The organism is Brachybacterium sp. NBEC-018, assembly GCF_024860185.1.
GTDB lineage: Bacteria > Actinomycetota > Actinomycetes > Actinomycetales > Dermabacteraceae > Brachybacterium > Brachybacterium rhamnosum.
Window position 1 is genome coordinate 2,400,688 of record NZ_CP100650.1, and the last position, 17,586, is coordinate 2,418,273.

Sequence of the window (17,586 nt, forward strand, 5' to 3'; positions counted from 1 at the left end):
ATCGCCGCATGAGCACCCCCGTCCTCCCGCGCGGCATCCTCCTGCTGATCGGCCTCGCCGCGGCCTGGCTGGTCCTCGCGGGGCTCCAGGAGCTGGCCTCCCTCGTCGTGCCGGTCTTCCTCGCGCTGAACCTCATGATCGCGGCGCACCCGCTCGCGGCGGTGATCGAACGGGCGGGGGCGCCACGTGTGCTCGGATCGATCGCGGCGATGCTCGCGGTGCTGCTCGCCCTCGCCGCGTTCTTCCTCTCGATCACGTGGGCGGTGCGCACCCTCGTGCTCGAGCTCCCCGGCTACTCGGACTCCTTCGACGCGCTGCTGCAGAGCTCGCTCGACGCGCTCGCCGGGGTGGGCGTGAGCCAGGACCAGATCAGCACCTGGCTCGCGCAGTTCAACTTCTCGAGCCTGTTCGGCCTGCTCAACCAGGCGCTGTCCTCGGTGAGCGCGATCGGCGCCCTCGTCGCCGCGGCCGTCGCGACGATCATCTTCTTCGGCATGGACGCGGCCGGTCTGCCGGAGCGGATGGCGGTCGTCGAGCGCACGCACCCGCGCTTCGCCCACGCCCTCGTGGACTTCTCCCGGGCCGTGCGCACCTACTGGATCGTGACGACCGTGTTCGGCGTCGTCGTCGCCGTGATCGACGGACTCGCCCTGTGGGCGCTCGGGGTGCCCCTGCCCGCGGTGTGGGCGGTGCTGCTGTTCGTGTGCAACTACATCCCCAACATCGGCTTCCTCATCGCGATGGTGCCGCCCACGCTCATGGCGCTGCTCGCGCAGGGCCCGTGGACGGCGGCGCTCGTGGTCGCCGTGTGCGTCGTCGTCGCGATGCTCCTGCAGGGCCTCGTGCAGCCGCGCGTCACGGGCCGCGCGGTGGGGCTCGCGCCGAGCATCTCGTTCCTCTCGGTGCTGTTCTGGTCCTGGGTGCTCGGGGCGGCCGGGGCGCTGCTCTCGGTGCCGATGACCCTGCTCGTGAAGGAGCTGTTCCTCGACGCGGACCCGTCGGCCCGCTGGCTGAACGCCTTCGTCGCGGACACGCCGCGCGCGGCGGTCGAGTCGCCGAGCGAGCGGATCGGGGAGCGGGCCGACGAGCCCGCCGATGCCACAGCCGCCGACGGCCCCACCGGGGAGGGCGTCAGCGACGCGGGCGCGCCCGCAGCAGCGAGCGCACCACCAGCCCCGCCAGCAGCGCCCAGAACGCCGCGCTGATCCCGGCGACCGCGATGCCGGAGGCGGCGACGAGCAGCGTGATCCCCGCGGGCAGCTGCTCCTCCTCGCGCGCGAGCGCCCCCTTCACCGCGGCGATGAAGGTGCCCAGCAGCGCGAGCCCCGCGACGGCGGGGACGACGCCCTCCGGGGCGAGGGCCACGAGCTGCGCGGCCGCCGAGGCGAGCACGCCGAGGACGACCATGACGATCCCCGAGGTGAGGCTCGCGATCCAGCGGCGCGAACGGTCCTCCCCGGCCTCCGGCCCGGCCGCGAGGGCCGCGCTGATCGCGGCGAGGTTGATGCCGTGCCCGCCGAGCGGCGCCCCCAGCAGGGAGCCCGCGCCCGTGACGAGCATGGCGGGCCGCCAGGGCACCTCGTAGCCGAGGCTGCGCAGCACCGCGACGCCCGGCACGTTCTGGGAGGCCATGGTGACCAGGTACAGCGGCAGCGCGATGCCGATGACGGCGCCCGGGGTGAGCCGCGGCGCGGTGAGCTCGAGACGACCGGCGAGGGAGCTGGCCGGCAGGGATCCGCCCGTCGTCACGAGGTGCACGACGATGACGACGGCCGCCGCGGCGAAGGCGAGCGGGGAGGCCCAGCGGGGCGCGAGCCGCAGCGCGAGCAGCCACACGATGACGACGGGCGCGACCTCGAGCGGGTTCGCCGCGAGGCCCAGCACCGGCTCGAGGCACAGCTGGAGGAGCACCCCGGCGAGCATCGCCTGCGCGAGCGCCGGCGGGATCCGCGCCATGAGGTCCGCGAGGGCGGGCACCAGCCCCGTGAGCACGATGAGCACGGCGACGAGCGCGAAGGCGCCCACCGCGGCGGGCCAGCCGCCCTCGACGGTGCCGGTCGCGGCGAGCAGCGCGGCGCCGGGGGTGGACCAGGCGACCGTGATCGGCAGCCGCGTCATGAGGGAGAGCACGATCGAGCCGAGGCCCATGAGCACGCTCACCGCGGTGAGCCCGCTCGCGGCCTGCGCGGGACTCGCGCCCACGGCCTCGAGGCCGGTGAGGACGACGACGAAGGAGCTCGTGAAAGCGACGAGGGCGGAGATCGCTCCGGCGCTGATCGGGGCGGCGTGACCGGAGGGCATGGGCGTGACGATAGCGGGGCGGCGGACGCGCGGCGGGGTGCGTCCGCGCAGGTGACGGTCCTGTGACCCGAACTCCGCCGAGCAGGGGACAGGCGGGGAGGATCCGAGTACCGTCGACGGGGTCAGGCATTGTGCTCCACCGACGGAAGGATCGTCATGATGGCCACCTCCGCATCGAAGAAGGCGTCCGCGAGGACCACCCCCACCGAGAACGCCGAGGGCGGGTTCCTCGCCGACGACGCGCTCGCCAAGAACCTCCAGGCGGTCCTCGTGGACCTCACCGCCCTGCACCTCGTGGGAAAGCAGGCACACTGGAACATCGTGGGTCCGAACTTCCGGGACCTGCACCTGAATCTCGACGAGGTCGTCGCGATCGCCCGCGACAGCTCCGACGACGTCGCCGAGCGCATGCGCGCCCTCCACGCCACGCCCGACGGCCGCCCCGACGTGGTCGCCGAGCAGACCTCGCTCGCCGAGTTCCCCGCCGGGGAGGTGCTCACCCACGACGCGATCGACCTCATGACCGCGGCCGTCGAGCAGACGGTGCGCACGATGCGCACCGTGCACGACGAGGTCGACGAGGCGGATCCGACGAGCGCCGACATCCTCCACGGCGTCATCGAGAAGCTCGAGCAGCAGGCCTGGTTCCTCTCCGCGGAGACCCGGAAGCCCGCGAGCTGACCCCTCCGTGACCGCACCCCACCCGTCCGCCGCGCCGTCCCCGGATGCTCACCCGAGCCTTCCCGGACGGCGCGGCGAGCTCGACTTCGGCGAGGACGGCCGCTTCACGATCGTCCAGTTCAACGACACCCAGGACGGGCCCCGCACGGACCGCCGCACGATCGCCCTGCAGGAGGCCGTGCTCGAGGACGTGCGCCCCGATCTGGTGATCATCAACGGCGACGTCATCGACGGCTCTCCCACGAGCGCGCTCGAGGCGAAGCAGGCGATCAACAACGTCGTGCTCCCCATGGAGGACCGCGGCATCCCGTGGGCGCTCACCTTCGGCAACCACGACGAGGACTCCTCCGAGCGCACCGGCATGGACGAGGGCGACTACCTGGACTTCGTGCGCCGCTACGAGCACAACCTCAACACCCCCGGCGCCCGCGGCGTGACGGGCACCGGCAACCAGGTGCTCACCGTGCGCTCCGCGACGGGGCGACAGGACGGCTTCGCCGTGTGGCTGCTCGACTCCGGCCGCTACGCCCCCGCGCAGATCGCCGGTCAGGACTTCGAGGGCTACCCCCGCTGGGACTGGCTGCGCCCGGACCAGGTGCAGTGGTACCTCGAGACCTCGCGGGCCCTCGAGAAGCGCCGCGGCGCGCTCGTGCCGGGCCTCGTGTTCCAGCACATCGCCCTGTGGGAGCACCGCTTCGCGTGGTTCGCGAGCGTGGACTCGCGCACCGAGGCCGATCACGAGCGGGCCGTCGCGAAGCACCGCATCGTGGGGGAGCGCAACGAGGACGAGTGCCCGGGCCCGTTCAACTCCGGCATGTTCGCGGCGATGCAGAGCCGCGGCGACGTACGGGGTCTGTTCGTGGGCCACGACCACGTGAACTCCTACGTGGCGGACTACTACGGCATCCTGCTCGGCTACGCGCCGGGCACCGGCTTCGGCGCGTACGGCCTGGGCGGGGAGCAGGAGCACCGGCTGCGCGGTGCGCGCGTGTTCCACCTCGACGAGTCCGTCGAGGGCGTGCTCGCGGGCACCGAGCTGCGGCTCGCCGCGGACTACGGCATCGACCTCGGCGCCGCGGCGCAGCCGGGGGAGCCGGCCGCCTTCCCGGGCGGCGTGCGCTGAGCGCACGGTCCCGGGCACCTGAGCGCCCGGGACCGTCGGTCCGCGACCGCGCGGAGCGCCTGCTCAGCTCCAGGTGACGGGGTGCTCCGGATCGGCGAGGTCGACGCTCGGGACGGACATCGACCCGCCGAGGAACATCTCGCAGGTGCCCTTCTGCCCGTCCTTGGTGCACTCCATCGTCGTGTCGACGGTGCCGACGGCCTCACCGGAGACGTAGGTGGGCTCGTCGGTGCCGGGCGTCCCCTCCATGGTGTCGATCGTCCGCTGTGTGTCCTCGGAGATCGAGCGCTTCACGGTGCCCTCGGTGACCGTCCAGCCGTCGCTCGTGGAACCGGGGATCTCCCCGATCCCGCAGCCGGCCTTCAGCGTGTCCTGCGCGAGGCAGCCGTCCACGGCGGACTGCACCGCCGTGCGGAAGGTCTTCTGGCCCTCCTCGGTGAGGACGGGGGAGGGCAGGTCCCCCTGGAGCTCGTCCGTGACGATCACCGGGTCCTCGGGGTCCAGGGTGAAGCCCTCCTGGTCGATGGCGAGCTCGTAGGCCCCGGGCAGGAGGTAGAGGTTCGATCCCTCGGCGACCTCCTCACCGTTGACGGTGAGCCCGAGCTGCGGGAGCCCCTCAGGGACGTAGGTGGAGCTGTACGGGGCGGCCATCTCGAAGGTGCCGTCGGAGTCCCAGTCCTGCACGGTGTACTCGGCGCTCACGGACTGCCCGGCGACCGTGAAGGTGACGGGGACGTCGGCGTCGTGGGCGGTGCTCGAGCTGACGACGGGCGTCCCGAACGTGACCTCGGAGATCGGCTCGGCGGCCAGGGCGGCCGCGTAGGCCTCGGCGGAGAGCACCTGGTCCTCGATCTGGTCCTGCGGAAGGAGGGCGAGCACGGCCGCGGCGTCCCCGCCCTCGAGCGCCGTCATGTACTCGCTGACCAGGGCCGTGGCCTGCTGCTCAGGGGTCTGCTGGGTCGGCGCCGCCTCCTTCGCCCCCTGGCTGCGCACGGCGAGGACGACCACGAGCGCGATGACGACGAGGACGGCGAGCACCACGGTCAGCCCTCCGACGACCAGCGCGATGATCAGTCCGGTCCGCCTCTGCGGGGGCTCACCGGGCGGGCCGCCGCCCGGGGAGGGGATCGGCTGCGGGGCGTACGGGCTCTGCGGCATGGACATGGCTCCCCCTCGGGCATCGACGTGGCTCGAGAGTAGTCGGAATGTCGGAACGGCGAGGTTCGGGAGGCCCGCTGTGGATGACGAGGGGCGAGCCCGCGCGCGGGACGGTGGGGAGGAGCGCTCAGGCGAGCCCGGAGCGGTAGGCGAAGACGACGAGCTGCGCGCGGTCCCGCGCGCCGAGCTTCACCATCGCCCGGCTCACGTGGGTGCGGGCGGTCGCGGGGCTCAGCACGAGGCGCTCGGCGATCTCCTGGTTCGAGAGCCCCTCGGCGACCAGGCCCACCACCTCGCGCTCCCGGGCGGTGAGCTCGCCCAGGTGGGGGTGCGGCGCGGTGGCGCGACGCTCCTCCGCGACGAACTCCGCGATGAGCGTGCGCGTCACGCTCGGGGCGAGCAGGGAGCCGCCGTCGGCGACGGTGCGGATCGCCTCGAGCAGCCGGGCCGGCGGCGTGTCCTTGAGCAGGAATCCGGAGGCGCCCGCGCGCAGCGCCTCGAAGACGTACTCGTCGCGCTCGAAGGTGGTCAGCACGATCACCCGCGTCGCGGCGAGCTCCGGGCGCGCGGCGAGGCGCCGCGTCGCCTCGATCCCGTCCACGCCCGGCATGCGGATGTCCATGAGGACCACGTCCGGCACGGTCGCGGCGGCCACCTCGAGGGCCGTGAGGCCGTCGGCCGCCTCGCCCGCCACCTCGAAGCCGTCCTCGGCGTCGAGCAGGGTGCGCAGGCCCAGACGCACCAGGTCCTGGTCGTCCACGAGCAGCACGCGCAGCGGGGTCCCGTCGGTCATGGGCCCAGTATCCGCGCGTCCTGCCCGCGACGCCTACGCCCGGGGACGTATCCCGGGCTACGCTCCGGGGGCGGTGACCGGAGGGACCGGAGGCGGGAGGCTGGGGCGATGAGCGCACGAGTGCCCCTCCCGCGCGGCCGGGACCTGTTCCTCATGGTCCCCGTGGGCCTGCTCGTGCTCCTCACGCTGCGACTGGCCGGCGCCGGGGTCCATGGCGGCCCCTGGTCGAGCACCCGACACGTCCCCACCACCCCGGTCGAGGGCCACGACTACGCCCTCGCGGCGCTCGCCGTGGCGGCGGTGGGTCTGCGGCGGTGGCCTGTGCTCGCCTTCTCCCTGGCCACGCTCGCGACCGGTCTTCTCCTCGCCCTGGGACAGCCTTTCGGTCCCGTGCTGCTCACGGTGCTGATCACCGGCTTCTCGCTCGCCGGGCGCGCCCCGCTGCCGCGCAGCGCGATCGCGGGCGGGGCGGGTCTGCTCGTGCTCCTCGCCGGCTCCGCGGCAGGGGACGCGGCGCGGACGGGGGAGGTGCTCCCCGCGCTCGCCGGGGCGCTCCCGCTCTCCGCCTGGGTCGCTGTCCCGTTCTGCGCGGGGCTCGTGCGGCGCACGCTCAGGGAGGGGCGCGCCCGTCGCCGTGCGGAGGAGGAGCGGGCCGTGCTCGACGCGGAGCGCCTGCGCCTCGCCTCCGAGGTCCATGATGTGGTGGGCCACGGCCTCGCGGCGATCCGCATGCAGGCGGACATCGCCCTGCACGTCGCGGACCGGCGCCCGGAGCAGGCGCGGGCCGCGCTCGAGGTGATCAGCCGGGCGAGCGGGGAGGCGCTCACGGAGCTGCGCGCGACCCTCGCCCAGATCGCCCCGGACGCCGCGGAGCAGGACGCGCATGCGCCCACGCCGGGGCTGGACCGGCTCGGGGCGCTCTGCGCGCGGATGCGGGAGGCCGGCATCGACGTGGAGCTCGAGGTGCACGGGGAGCGGAGGCCGGTCGGTCCCGCGGCGGACGTCGCCGCCTACCGGATCGTGCAGGAGTCGCTCACCAACGTCGTCAAGCACGCCGCGGAGCGCCGCGCGACGGTGCGCGTGCAGTACGCCGCCGAGGCGGTCGAGGTGCTCGTGGCCAGTGCGGTCGCCCCCGGCACGTGGATCGTCGAGGGCTTCGGGCTGGCGGGGATCCGGCGCCGCGCGGCGGAGGCGGGCGGTCGCGCGGAGGTCACGGTCGAGGGTGAGCGGCTCGACGTGCGGGCGCTGCTGCCCTACGCCCGCTGACGTAGCGGGACTGCCGCTCCCGGGCCGACGCCCGGAGGGCGTGACCGCAGGAGGCTGGGGCCACCATCGAACGGAAGGTCCCGACATGCTCACCGAGACGCTCACCCAGCTCACCGCCCACGGCCCCTACGACGACGCCGCGTGGCACGGCGGCGGCTTCTTCCCGCTGTTCCCGCTGCTGTTCCTGCTGATCATCATCGGCGCGATCACCTTCGGCGCGATCCGCCGTCGGCGCTTCGCCGCCGCCGCGCCCCGCCGCGACGCGGAGTCCGCGCTCGGCGAGCGCTTCGCCCGCGGGGAGATCGACGAGGACGAGTTCCGTGCCCGCCGGGCGGTGCTCCGCGAGAAGGGGTGACGGCTGAGCGGCCGTCCACGAGGCAGGGGCACCGCGGCGAGCGATCGTCGCGGTGCCCCTTCGCTCAGGCTACGGGGGAATCCGCCCAGGACCAGACGTCGTCCCCGCGCAGCACGGCGTCGGCGCCGCCGTCGCAGTAGATCGTCTGCCCGGCCATGTGGGTGTTCGCGGGGCTCGTCAGCCACACGAGCAGCGCGGCGATCGAGGCGGGCGGCTGGTGGTGGTTCAGGGGCATCGGGACGGCGGCGTCCACGTGGGCGGCGCCCTCGGGGGTGGCGAGCAGGTCGCGGGTCATGGGGGTGACGACGGTGCCGGGGGCGACGGCGTTCAGGGGGATGCCGCTGCCGGCCCAGGCCTCGCTGACGGACGCACGGCGCACCCAGCGGGAGAGGGCCCGCTTGCTCGAGGAGTAGTTCCGGAATCCCGTCGAGGGATCCTCGGCGAGCTCGTCGCCGAGGGCGAGCGCACGCTGCTCGTCACCGGCGAGGGCCGCGTCGACGAGCGGCGCGGAGACCGGCTGCAGGGAGGCCATCGAGGAGACGACGGCCGCGCGCGGGGCGTCCGAGGCGCGCAGGGCGGGGAGCAGCGCCTCGAGCAGCTCGACGACGCCGAAGTAGTTGATCGCCATGGTCGTCGCGATCGGGGCGGAGATCCCCGCGCAGGCGATGACGGCGTCGATGCGGCCCCCGGCGAGGTCGGTCGCCGCCCGCGCGGCCTCGGCGCGGCCGGCGGGGTGGGAGAGATCGCCCTCGACCTCGGTGCCCGCGAGGTCGATGCCGATCACCCGCTGCCCCTCCTCGCGCAGCTGGGCGGCCGTCGCGGCGCCGATGCCGGAGGCGGCTCCGGTGATGACGTACGTGCGGGTCATGGCTTCTCCTTCGTGGGGGTGGCCGCCGGGGCGGCGGTCGTGTGCGAGAGCGCAGCGAGGAAGCGCTGCGCCTGGTCGGCGAACTGCGTGGTCTCCTGCGCGCTCCAGTCGGGGACCGCGCGGCGCACCATCGCGGTGCCCGCCTCGACGAGGGCCGCGTAGGCGCTGCTCCCGGCCGGGGTGAGGGCCACCTCGACGGAGCGGCCGGAGCGCTCGCGGGTGGCGAGGCCGAGCTCCTCGAGCCGGGTGACGAGCTTCGAGGCGGTGGGCCGGGTGAGTCCGCCGTGCTCGGCGAGCGCCGTGGACCCGAGGCTCCCGCCGCGGGCGCCGATGAGATAGACGGCGCGGATCGCGGTGGGGTCGAGGGGGAGGCCGACGGCGGCGGCGATGCGGGACTGCACCCGTGCATCGGTCCAGACGGTCACGAGGCCGACGAGGGCGTCGAGCAGGCGCGCGGTGTCACGGTCGGTGGTCATGCCCCGACCCTAGCACCAGAGTTGCCTGAGGCAACTACTGTGAGTCGCGGCGATCAGAAGCGGGGGAGCGCGCCCTCGACGAGCAGCTCCACGATCGGGAGGTCCGCCTCGGGCCAGTCCCGCTCCGCGAGCTCGTCACGGTCGAGCCACGCGAGCTCGTCGTGATCGGTGGAGCGCGCCGGGCCGGCGCCGAGCACGCGCGCCCAGTAGCAGTCCAGGTGCAGCGCCCGCCCGCCCGCGCTCGTGATGCCGCGGCCGATCAGCCACCCCACCCGGGTCTCGACGCCGAGCTCCTCGCGCAGCTCCCGCCGCAGCGCCTCCTGCGGGGACTCGCCCGGCTCGATCTTGCCGCCCGGGAACTCCCAGAGCCCGGCCTCGCGCAGGCCGGTGCGCCGTCGGGCCGCGAGGATCCGGCCCTGCGCGTCCACGAGCACCGCCCCCACGACCCGCAGCGGCGCCGCCGGCGCTTCCTCCTCGTCATCGTCGGGATCGGACTCCTCCTGCTCCGCGTGGCCGTGGTCGTGCTCCCACCAGGCGACGCCGCAGGCGGTGCACTCACGGTCGGGTCCGAGCCCGACGCAGCCGTCCCAGCGCACCCAGTGCGGGGAGGACTCCATGACGCCTGCGAGCGGCAGTCCGATCACGTGCAGCAGCACCTCGGGGCTCCCGCAGCGGGGGCAGGTGCCGCGGTGCCAGGCCGGATCGGTCGCGCTCATGGGGACAGTCTCGCGCAGGGGTGGGACACCCGGTGGTCGCCGCCGATCGGGGCCGGCGGCGTCAGGATGTCCGGTGCACGCCGTCGGCCTCCGCCCACTGCGGGGGCAGCAGCGTCGTGCGGGGCTCCGCCCCCGGCTCCCGCAGCAGCCGCACGAGCTCGCGCACCGCGAGCACCGAGACGTCGGCCTGGCGCGGGGTGAGGCGGGGGATCGGTGCGAGGGCGGTGCCGAGCGCCGCGAGGTCGACATCGGACCAGCCGATGAACAGGTGGCCGGGATCGGTGAGGCGGTCCGTCATCGCGAGGGCGAAGAGCATCTCGAGCTCCTGCGAGAGGCCGAACAGCGCCGTGCGACCGGAGGTGGGGGAGAGGCCGTCCTCGAACGCGGCGACCTGCGCCGGCTCGCCCGGGGCGAGCACCACCTCGAGCCCGGTCGGGGCCGCCTCGTGCACCCCGCGCAGGAAGCGCGAGGAGTCGTTGCGGCGGGACTTCTCCTCGAGCCGTCCGAACAGCAGCAGCCGCGTACAGCCCTCGGCGAGCGCACGCTCCACCACGAGCCGGCCCAGCAGCTCGAAGTCGAGATCGACCACCGAGGCGCCGGGGACCGCATCGGGCTTGCCGAGGGACACGCACGGCAGACCCGCCTCGGCGACCGCGGCCAGCCGCTCGTCGTCGCGGTCGATCTCCATGAGGATCAGCGCGTCGCACAGCCCGGTCCCCACGACGCGGCGTACGCCGGCGGCGCCCTCGTCGGCCGTGACGACGAGGACGTCGAGGTCGAAGCGCCGCGCCTCCTGCGAGATCGCGACGACGAAGGGCATGGGCCCGCTGCTGAGCGGCTGCGGGGTGGGCACCATGAGCCCGATGACGCCGCTGCGCCGCGAGCGGAGGGTGCGCGCCCCGGAGTTGGGGTGGTAGCCCAGCTCCTGGATCGCCGCCTCGATCCGGCGGCGGGTCTCCTCGGAGATGGGGCGCGCACCCGTGAGCGCGTAGCTCACGGTGCTCTGGGAGACCCCGGCGAGGCGCGCGACGTCCTGGCTGGTGGGCGCCTTCGACTTCACCACGGCTCCTCCTTCGTCGGGGACGGTCAGCCGGCGTGCAGGCCGGCGGCGCCATCCTCCCACCGCGACAGCGCGTCCAGGACGCCCTCGGGACCGGGCAGCGCCCGCGCTGCGGTGAGTGCCTCGTCGAGCACCTCGGCGAGGGTGACCGTGCGGTCCTCGTCCGCGGAGCGCACCGCCGCCTCGACGATCGCCTGGGTCCACACGTTGCCGTGCACCTCGCCGTCCGGGACCGGCCCACCGCGCAGGGCCGCGCAGAACGCCGCGAGCGAGGCGTCGAGCTCCCAGCGGGCGTCCTCCGCGGGGACGGCGCCCTCGAGCACCGCCCCCTCCGCCGTGACGGCCCGCGGCGGCGTCTCGCCGTCCCACGTGACCGTGCCGCCCGCGCAGCTGATCCGCCAGTCGCCGTTCCAGCTGGTCTCCTGGCCGGGCGAGCACCAGGAGCCGGTGAAGGCGTGCACGGCGCCCGTGGAGTAGGTGATGTGCACGGTCGCCGCGGCGTCGCCGTCGTACCAGCTCCAGGACGGGCTGTGGGAGATCGCGCGCACCGCGACGGGCGCGCCGTCGACGATCACGCGGGCCGCGTCGAAGGCATGGATCGCCATGTCCACGATCAACGGGTGACGCATCGCGTCGCGGAACCCGCCGAAATGCGGCGCCTTGAAGAATCGGGTGTCCACGATCCCCGCCCCGCCCAGCTGCTCGGCGAGCCGCCGCGCCTCGTGCAGGTGCGGGTTGTTGCGGCGGGACTGGGAGACCATGAACAGCCGGCCGCTCGCCTCGGCGTGCCCCGCGAGGGACACGGCCTCCGCGAGGGTCGCCGCGCACGGCTTCTCCCCGAGCACGGGCAGGCCCGCGCCGAGCGCCGCCGCGGTCACCGGATGGTGCGCCTCCGGGATCGTCACGTCGATGATCGCCTCGGCGCCCGCCGCGCGGGCCACCTCGACGCCGTCGGTGCCGACGGCGATCCCGGCCCGGCGGCCCTCGTCCTCGACGAGCGCGGTGACCGCGGCCTCCGCGGCGCCGGGGACGACGTCCGCGACGCCCACGAGGCGGGCCTCCGCGGAGGCGAGGACGACGCCCATCCAGGCGCGGCCCATGCCGCCCGCGCCGACGACGACGACCGGCACCGCCCCCGTGCGGGGCGCGGCGCTCATGCGCTCTTCCCGGCGGCCTCGGCATCGCCCACGCCCTGGCCGCCCTCACCCGTGAGGAACCAGTCCGTGGGGTAGCGGTCCAGGAACGGCACCGTCCGATCGGGCACCGCGGGGCGCGCCCAGGAGACGCCGTTGGCGATCACGCGTCGCACGTCGGTGTGGTGATAGACCGGGTAGTCCTGGTCACCGGGGCTGAAGTAGAAGATCTTCCCCTTGCCGCGCCGGAAGGTGCAGCCGGAGCGGAACACCTCCCCGCCGCTGAAGGAGGAGACGAAGATCAGCTCGTCCGGGGTGGGGATGTCGAACTGCTCGCCGTACATCTCCTGCTCGGGGATGACGATCGGGTGCGGCACGCCCTCCGCGATCGGGTGCGAGGGGTCCACCGTCCACACCAGCTCGCGGTCGGACTCGTTGCGCCAGCGCAGCGTGCAGGTCGTGCCCATGAGGCGGGTGAAGACCTTGCTCCAGTGGCCGGAATGGAGGACGACGAGGCCCATGCCGGAGAGCACGTGGCGCTGCACGCGGTCCACGACCTCGTCGGCGACCTCGTCGTGCGCCATGTGGCCCCACCAGGTGAGCACGTCGGTCTCGGCGAGGACCTCCTCGCTGAGCCCGTGCTCGGGGTCGTCGAGCAGGGCGAAGCGCGTGGTGACGGCGTCGCCGAGGTTCTCGGTGATGCCGGCGGCGATCGCGGCGTGCATGCCGTCGGGGTAGTGGCCGCGCACGCGCTCGTCGCGCTGCTCGTGGCGGTTCTCGCCCCAGACGGTGACGCGGAGCGGGGAGGGGGTGGTCATGGTGGTGGGGTTCCTTCCGGTCATTTCACGGCACCGCCGGTGGCTCCGGCGGCGATGTACTTCTGCGCGGCGATCATGAGGACCACGGCGGGGACGGACGCGATGACGGCCGTGGCCATCACGGCGCTCCACTCGGTGCTGTTCGCGCCGATGTAGTCGTAGAGCCCGAGCGTCACGGGACGGATGGTCTGACCGGTGGTGAGGGTCAGCGCCATGAGGAAGTCGCTCCAGGCGAAGAGGAACGAGAAGATCCCGGCGGTGATGAGTGCGTTGACGCTCACCGGCAGGACGATCGACCAGAACGCGCGCACGTGCCCGCAGCCGTCGATCTGCGCGGCCTCGACGATCTCCTTGGGGAAGGACTCCATGAACGCCCGGATGATGAGGATCGAGAAGGGGATGCCGAGCGTGGCGTCCGCGAGGATCAGCCCCGGCACCGTGTTCAGCAGCCCCATCTGGTTGTAGGCGGTGTACAGCGCGTTCGCGATGACGATGCCCGGGATCATCTGGGAGATGAGCACGACGAACAGCAGCACGCCGCTGCCGCGCACCGGGAACTGTGCGAGCGCGTAGGCGCAGGGCGTCGCGATGACGAGGGCCAGCACGGCCGCGCCGACCGCGACGATCAGCGAGGTGACGAGATTGCGTCCCTGGTCCGCGATCGCGCGGGCGTAGCCGCCGAGGTCCGGGTCCAGGGGGATCAGTTGCGCGTTGAGGCTGTTGCCGCCGGGGGCGAGGGAGGCGCTGACCATCCAGTAGACGGGGAACAGCATGATCGCGACGAGCACGATGCCGACGGTGGTGCGGATCCCGCGGCGCAGCGGGGAGTTCCGCGACAGGGCGGGACGGTGGCGGGCGGTGAGGGTCGGGGCGGGGGAGGCGGGAGCGGTGGTGGTCATCGGCTCATCCCTTCGCGGTGGAGCGCGCGTTCGCACGCAGGTAGACGATCGAGAACACGAGGGCGATGACGATCAGGACGTTGCCGAGCGCGGCGCCCTGGCCGAACTCGAACTCGACGAAGCTCATCTCGTAGCTGCGGGTCGCGACGGTCTGCGTCGCGTTCGCCGGCCCGCCGCCGGTGAGCCCCAGGATGAGGTCGAGCACCTTGATCGTGTAGATGACGCCGAGCAGCAGTACGACGCTCACCACGGGCCGCAGCAGCGGCAGCGTCACATAGCGGAAGGAGGTCCAGCCGGTCGCTCCGTCGATCTCCGCGGCCTCGTAGAGCTCGGTCGGGATCGCCTGCAGGCCGCTGTACAGCAGCACGACGTTGAAGGGGATGCCGAGCCAGATGTTCACCATGATCACGGCGACCAGGGCGGTGTCCGCGCTGGTGAGCCACGGGATCGGGGTGGAGATCAGCCCGATCGTCTCGAGCGCGCGGTTGAGGATGCCGCTGTCCTGCTCGAGGATCCACCGCCACACCGCGGCGGAGACGATCATCGGCAGCAGCCAGGGCAGCAGCAGCACGGAGCGCAGGAACCCGGAGAGCGGGAAGCTGCGGCGGAAGAACAGCGCGAGCGCCATGCCGATCACGAACTGGCCGACGATCGACCCGATCGTGAACAGCGCCGTGTTGCCGAGGGCCTTGAGGAAGATCGGGTCCGAGAGGACCGTGACGTAGTTGTCCAGCCCCACGAACGGGGCGAGGCCGGAGAAGAACGTCGCGGAGGTGTACTCCTGGAAGCTCATGACAACGTTCTTCACGATCGGGTAGCCGAAGAACGCCGCGAGGTAGAGCGCCGCGGGGGCGAGGAATCCGTAGCGCACGAGCGCCGAGGCGCCGGGGCGCCGGGGCCGGCGCGGGGACGGGGTGCGGGTCGCGGGGGCCGACGGCTCCGCCGCGCGGGTGGTGGGTGCCGAGGTGGTCATGGGGTCCTCCGTCGTCGTCGCGCTCATCCGAGGGAGTCCGCGGCGTCGGCGAAGGCCTGCTCCGGGGCGGCGCCGTCGACGAGGATCTGCTGGTTCGCGGTGTAGATCGCCTTGGCGGTGGTGGGCCACTCGGGGCCGAGCTTCGCGGTGCGGGCGCGGGCGGTGGAGACCTGCTCGACGAAGGTGGCGAGCTCGGGGTGCTCCTTCCCGAAGGTCGCGGCGGCCTCGGTGCTCGCGGGGATGGTGCTGCGGGCGGCGCCCATGGCGAGCTGGTTCTCGGGGCTGACGAACTTCTGCAGCAGCTCAGCGACCTTCTTCTGCTTCTCCGTGTCCCCGGTCTGCGGGATCGTCCAGACCTCGCCGCCGAGCGGGGCCACGGAGTCCGCGCCCTCGGTCGGGACGGGGATCGTGACGACCTCCCACTCGAGGTCGGGGGCGTCGGACTGCAGCCCGGAGATGTTCCAGGGACCGTTGACGGCCATGGCCGCCTTCCCTGCCTTGAACTGGTCGATCACGTCGCCCTGGCCCCAGTTGACGACGGCCTTGGAGGCGGAGCCCTCGGCGACGAGATCCGCCCAGAGCTGCCCGGCGCCGGCGACCTGCTCGGTGGCGAGGTCCGTCTCGTCGCCGCCGTTGGACCACATGAAGGGCAGGAACTGCCAGGTGCCTTCGTAGGTGGCGATGGCGGAGAAGGCGATGCCGTAGGTGTCGTCCTTCGTGAGCGCGGCGGCGGTCTCCGTGAGCTCGTCCCAGGTGGTGGGCGCCTCGACGCCCGCCTCCTTCAGCAGGGCCGTGTTGCAGAACAGCGCGATCGTGTTGACGGTGGGGGCGAGTCCGTAGACCTTCCCCTCGTAAGTGCCGGCGTCGAGGATCTCCTGCGTGAAGCCGGAGGTGTCGATGCCGAGGTCCTCGAGCGGGGCGAGCGCGCCGGACTTCGCGATCTCCTGGAGGTCGGGGTTGTCGAGCATGAGGAGGTCCGGGAGCGTCTTCGAGGAGCTCATCTGGAGGACCTTCTGGATGAGCTGGTCGCCGGGGACCTTCTCGCGGCTGATGCTCACCCCGACCTCGGTGCCCACGGCCTCGAGGGTGTCCTGGATGACGGTGTCGTCGGCCGGGGTGTTGTAGTAGTCGACGACGCGGACGGTGCCCGGGTCGCCGCTCGCGGCGTCGCCGGAGCCGCCGCAGGCGGCGAGGCCCAGCAGGCCGGGGAGGGCGAGCGCCGCGGCGCCCACGCTGCGACGGCGGGGGCGGAACCCGGGGACGGGGGAGTGGTCGGCACTGGTGCGGAGCTGATCGGACATCGTCGTCTCTCTTCTCGTGTGCATCGGTCGGGTGCTGTGGTGTCGGGGCAGGTCAGGCGGTGGATTCGCGATGTGTCGATTCGAATCGACGATGAACGGTCACAGATGGTCGATACGAATCGATCTTGGTGCTGGGGTGAGGGGCTCGTCTCAGGTGGGGGAGTCAGCGCGGGGCGTCGATGCCCGGCGCGGGTCGCCGGCGAAGCGGCTGTCCGGGATCATGGCACGGACGCTGTGGCGCGCGCAACACCCGGAGCGAACCCTGTCGGCGGCGCGGACCGTCCCCGGGCCCCTGGCACCGGGGACCGAACAGCGGCACGATGGCCCCATGGCTGACGCAGAACGGACCCTCACCTCCACCGAGATCGCCGCGTCCCTCCCCAGCGGCTGGACGCAGAGCGGCGAGAGCATCACCGCCGGCTACGACACGGGCGACTTCGCCACCGGACTCGACCTCGTGAACCGCATCGGCGCGGCCGCGGAGGCCGCGGGGCACCACCCCGACCTCACCCTCACCTATCCCTCCGTGACCGTGACCCTCACGAGCCACGACGTCGGCGGGGTGACCCGGCGCGATCTCGACCTCGCGGAGCTCGTCGCCCAGCACGCCGCGACCCTCGGGGTCTCCCCGGCGCAGGAGTGAGCACCGCCGGGCGGCCCGTCCGCGCCCTCGGCCTCGCGCTCGCAGCCCTGCTCCTCGGCGCCTGCGGCGCGCCCACGGCCACCGGCTCCGACAGCGCGGAGACGGCGTCCAGGGCGACGACAGCCGCGAAGGGCCGTGCGGGCACATCCGCCTCCGACGGCGGCAGGGGCGACGTCGCGCTGCCACCCACCACCGGCGGCCTCGACTACCAGCTGGGCGGCGCCTCCCCGACGGACGCAGCCGTGGTCGTCCGGGACGCGGGCGCCGACCCCGAGCCCGGCGCGTACTCGGTCTGCTACGTCAACGGCTTCCAGACCCAGCCGGGCGACGCCGACGTCTGGTCCGAGCACCCCGAGCTCCTGCTCGACGACGCCGACGGCGATCCCGTGCAGGACCCGGACTGGCCCGACGAGCTGGTGCTCGACCCCTCCACCCCGGTCCAGCGCGAGGGCATCCTCGCGATCATCGGCCCCGTGATCCGCGGCTGCGCGGAGGCCGGCTTCGACGCCGTCGAGATCGACAACCTCGACACCTTCACCCGCTTCCCCGCGATCGACGAGGCCGGCGCCCTCGACCTCGCGACGGCATACGTGGGCATGGCCCACGGCAGCGGCCTCGCCATCGGGCAGAAGAACGCCGCCGAGCTCGCCGCCCGCGGCCGCGACGAGATCGGCTTCGACCTCGCCGTCGCCGAGGAGTGCGCCGCCTTCGACGAGTGCGCCGCCTACACGGACGTCTACGGCGACCATGTGCTCCAGGTCGAGTACCCCGACGCGCTCGAGGAGGCCGGGCTGACCTTCGCCGATGCCTGCGCTCGCGCCGACCGCGCCCCGCTCATGGTGCTCCGCGACCGGGACCTCGTCCCCGAGAGGCAGGACGGCCACCTCCGCGAGACCTGCTGAGCCCGACGCCGCGCACCGAGCGACGTCCAGGACTGAGACCCCACATCACGAGAAGATCACGGCGCCCTCCCGGGCTTCGTGTCCCCGGGACCAGAGCCCACGATGGCCGCACCCCGCTGC

19 protein-coding genes are annotated in these 17,586 nt (G+C 73.5%); 7 read left to right on the forward strand and 12 right to left on the reverse strand.

Going from position 1 to position 17,586, the window contains the following annotated elements; translation table 11 throughout:
- The first annotated feature begins 8 nt into the window (after positions 1–8).
- Positions 9–1,205 carry an AI-2E family transporter gene (locus tag NLU66_RS10875; protein ID WP_259359708.1) on the forward strand — a complete coding sequence of 399 codons (1,197 nt, stop codon included), beginning with the start codon at positions 9–11 and terminating at the stop codon, positions 1,203–1,205.
- Here the strand turns inward: NLU66_RS10875 and NLU66_RS10880 are convergent.
- Positions 1,132–2,301: a benzoate/H(+) symporter BenE family transporter gene (locus NLU66_RS10880; RefSeq protein ID WP_259359709.1), complete on the reverse strand. Its 1,170-nt coding sequence runs from the start codon at positions 2,299–2,301 to the stop codon at positions 1,132–1,134. The two genes, NLU66_RS10875 and NLU66_RS10880, sit on opposite strands and share 74 nt — an antisense overlap.
- A gap of 159 nt (positions 2,302–2,460) precedes the next feature.
- On the opposite strand from NLU66_RS10880, the gene NLU66_RS10885 reads away from it, so the two are divergent.
- Entirely contained in the window at positions 2,461–2,982 is a 522-nt protein-coding gene (locus NLU66_RS10885) for a Dps family protein (RefSeq protein WP_259359710.1), read from the forward strand.
- Between the two features lie 7 nt (positions 2,983–2,989).
- A complete protein-coding gene (locus tag NLU66_RS10890; RefSeq protein WP_259359711.1) occupies positions 2,990–4,105 on the forward strand; it encodes a metallophosphoesterase family protein in 1,116 nt (371 codons plus the stop codon).
- 63 nt (positions 4,106–4,168) lie between these two features.
- On the opposite strand, the gene NLU66_RS10895 is transcribed toward NLU66_RS10890, so the two are convergent.
- Positions 4,169–5,269, reverse strand: coding sequence for a hypothetical protein (locus NLU66_RS10895; RefSeq protein WP_259359712.1), 1,101 nt, complete (start codon positions 5,267–5,269; stop codon positions 4,169–4,171).
- 121 nt (positions 5,270–5,390) lie between these two features.
- Positions 5,391–6,056: a response regulator transcription factor gene (locus NLU66_RS10900; protein ID WP_259359713.1), complete on the reverse strand. Its 666-nt coding sequence runs from the start codon at positions 6,054–6,056 to the stop codon at positions 5,391–5,393.
- A 108-nt stretch (positions 6,057–6,164) separates the two neighbouring features.
- Here NLU66_RS10900 and NLU66_RS10905 point away from each other — a divergent pair, with 108 nt between their 5' ends.
- A complete protein-coding gene (locus NLU66_RS10905) occupies positions 6,165–7,322 on the forward strand; it encodes a sensor histidine kinase (RefSeq protein ID WP_259359714.1) in 1,158 nt (385 codons plus the stop codon).
- Between the two features lie 85 nt (positions 7,323–7,407).
- Entirely contained in the window at positions 7,408–7,677 is a 270-nt protein-coding gene (locus NLU66_RS10910) for an SHOCT domain-containing protein (protein WP_259359715.1), read from the forward strand.
- 64 nt (positions 7,678–7,741) lie between these two features.
- Here the strand turns inward: NLU66_RS10910 and NLU66_RS10915 are convergent, their stop codons facing one another.
- From NLU66_RS10915 to NLU66_RS10955, 9 genes are all read right to left on the reverse strand, one after another.
- Positions 7,742–8,545, reverse strand: coding sequence for an SDR family NAD(P)-dependent oxidoreductase (locus NLU66_RS10915; RefSeq protein WP_259359716.1), 804 nt, complete (start codon positions 8,543–8,545; stop codon positions 7,742–7,744).
- Positions 8,542–9,021 (reverse strand): MarR family winged helix-turn-helix transcriptional regulator, encoded by a 480-nt coding sequence (locus tag NLU66_RS10920; RefSeq protein ID WP_259359717.1) that lies wholly within the window; start codon positions 9,019–9,021, stop codon positions 8,542–8,544. Before NLU66_RS10920 ends, NLU66_RS10915 begins: the two co-directional genes overlap by 4 nt.
- 53 nt (positions 9,022–9,074) lie before the next feature.
- On the reverse strand, positions 9,075–9,737 hold the full coding sequence (locus NLU66_RS10925; RefSeq protein WP_259359718.1) for a (deoxy)nucleoside triphosphate pyrophosphohydrolase: 663 nt from the start codon (positions 9,735–9,737) through the stop codon (positions 9,075–9,077).
- Positions 9,738–9,798: 61 nt separating this feature from the next.
- Positions 9,799–10,800 carry a LacI family DNA-binding transcriptional regulator gene (locus tag NLU66_RS10930; RefSeq protein ID WP_259359719.1) on the reverse strand — a complete coding sequence of 334 codons (1,002 nt, stop codon included), beginning with the start codon at positions 10,798–10,800 and terminating at the stop codon, positions 9,799–9,801.
- A gap of 23 nt (positions 10,801–10,823) precedes the next feature.
- Complete coding sequence (locus NLU66_RS10935; protein ID WP_259359720.1) at positions 10,824–11,954, reverse strand: Gfo/Idh/MocA family protein; 1,131 nt, start codon at positions 11,952–11,954, stop codon at positions 10,824–10,826.
- Entirely contained in the window at positions 11,951–12,748 is a 798-nt protein-coding gene (locus NLU66_RS10940; protein WP_259359721.1) for a ThuA domain-containing protein, read from the reverse strand. Before NLU66_RS10940 ends, NLU66_RS10935 begins: the two co-directional genes overlap by 4 nt.
- A 20-nt stretch (positions 12,749–12,768) precedes the next feature.
- On the reverse strand, positions 12,769–13,647 hold the full coding sequence (locus NLU66_RS10945) for a carbohydrate ABC transporter permease (RefSeq protein ID WP_416232155.1): 879 nt from the start codon (positions 13,645–13,647) through the stop codon (positions 12,769–12,771).
- A 4-nt stretch (positions 13,648–13,651) separates the two neighbouring features.
- Positions 13,652–14,620, reverse strand: a complete 969-nt coding sequence (locus NLU66_RS10950) for a carbohydrate ABC transporter permease (protein ID WP_259359722.1) — start codon at positions 14,618–14,620, stop codon at positions 13,652–13,654.
- Positions 14,621–14,643: 23 nt separating this feature from the next.
- Positions 14,644–15,921, reverse strand: a complete 1,278-nt coding sequence (locus tag NLU66_RS10955; RefSeq protein ID WP_259359723.1) for a sugar ABC transporter substrate-binding protein — start codon at positions 15,919–15,921, stop codon at positions 14,644–14,646.
- A gap of 328 nt (positions 15,922–16,249) precedes the next feature.
- Here NLU66_RS10955 and NLU66_RS10960 point away from each other — a divergent pair, with 328 nt between their 5' ends.
- Positions 16,250–16,564, forward strand: a complete 315-nt coding sequence (locus NLU66_RS10960; protein ID WP_259359724.1) for a 4a-hydroxytetrahydrobiopterin dehydratase — start codon at positions 16,250–16,252, stop codon at positions 16,562–16,564.
- A complete protein-coding gene (locus NLU66_RS10965; RefSeq protein WP_259359725.1) occupies positions 16,561–17,466 on the forward strand; it encodes an endo alpha-1,4 polygalactosaminidase in 906 nt (301 codons plus the stop codon). The genes NLU66_RS10960 and NLU66_RS10965 overlap by 4 nt, the downstream gene beginning before the upstream one ends.
- Positions 17,467–17,586: the final 120 nt, after the last annotated feature.

What these genes read in the sequence shown, in the direction of transcription:
- NLU66_RS10910 (WP_259359715.1), top strand. Translation starts at nt 7,408, where the DNA reads ATGCTCACCGAGACGCTCACCCAGCTCACCGCCCACGGCCCCTACGAC.
- NLU66_RS10920 (WP_259359717.1), bottom strand. Translation starts at nt 9,021, where the DNA reads ATGACCACCGACCGTGACACCGCGCGCCTGCTCGACGCCCTCGTCGGC.
- NLU66_RS10880 (WP_259359709.1), bottom strand. Translation starts at nt 2,301, where the DNA reads ATGCCCTCCGGTCACGCCGCCCCGATCAGCGCCGGAGCGATCTCCGCC.
- NLU66_RS10940 (WP_259359721.1), bottom strand. Translation starts at nt 12,748, where the DNA reads ATGACCACCCCCTCCCCGCTCCGCGTCACCGTCTGGGGCGAGAACCGC.
- NLU66_RS10955 (WP_259359723.1), bottom strand. Translation starts at nt 15,921, where the DNA reads ATGTCCGATCAGCTCCGCACCAGTGCCGACCACTCCCCCGTCCCCGGG.
- NLU66_RS10915 (WP_259359716.1), bottom strand. Translation starts at nt 8,545, where the DNA reads ATGACCCGCACGTACGTCATCACCGGAGCCGCCTCCGGCATCGGCGCC.
- NLU66_RS10900 (WP_259359713.1), bottom strand. Translation starts at nt 6,056, where the DNA reads ATGACCGACGGGACCCCGCTGCGCGTGCTGCTCGTGGACGACCAGGAC.
- NLU66_RS10905 (WP_259359714.1), top strand. Translation starts at nt 6,165, where the DNA reads ATGAGCGCACGAGTGCCCCTCCCGCGCGGCCGGGACCTGTTCCTCATG.
- NLU66_RS10950 (WP_259359722.1), bottom strand. Translation starts at nt 14,620, where the DNA reads ATGACCACCTCGGCACCCACCACCCGCGCGGCGGAGCCGTCGGCCCCC.
- NLU66_RS10960 (WP_259359724.1), top strand. Translation starts at nt 16,250, where the DNA reads ATGGCTGACGCAGAACGGACCCTCACCTCCACCGAGATCGCCGCGTCC.
- NLU66_RS10885 (WP_259359710.1), top strand. Translation starts at nt 2,461, where the DNA reads ATGGCCACCTCCGCATCGAAGAAGGCGTCCGCGAGGACCACCCCCACC.
- NLU66_RS10875 (WP_259359708.1), top strand. Translation starts at nt 9, where the DNA reads ATGAGCACCCCCGTCCTCCCGCGCGGCATCCTCCTGCTGATCGGCCTC.
- NLU66_RS10945 (WP_416232155.1), bottom strand. Translation starts at nt 13,647, where the DNA reads ATGACCACCACCGCTCCCGCCTCCCCCGCCCCGACCCTCACCGCCCGC.
- NLU66_RS10895 (WP_259359712.1), bottom strand. Translation starts at nt 5,269, where the DNA reads ATGTCCATGCCGCAGAGCCCGTACGCCCCGCAGCCGATCCCCTCCCCG.
- NLU66_RS10925 (WP_259359718.1), bottom strand. Translation starts at nt 9,737, where the DNA reads ATGAGCGCGACCGATCCGGCCTGGCACCGCGGCACCTGCCCCCGCTGC.
- NLU66_RS10935 (WP_259359720.1), bottom strand. Translation starts at nt 11,954, where the DNA reads ATGAGCGCCGCGCCCCGCACGGGGGCGGTGCCGGTCGTCGTCGTCGGC.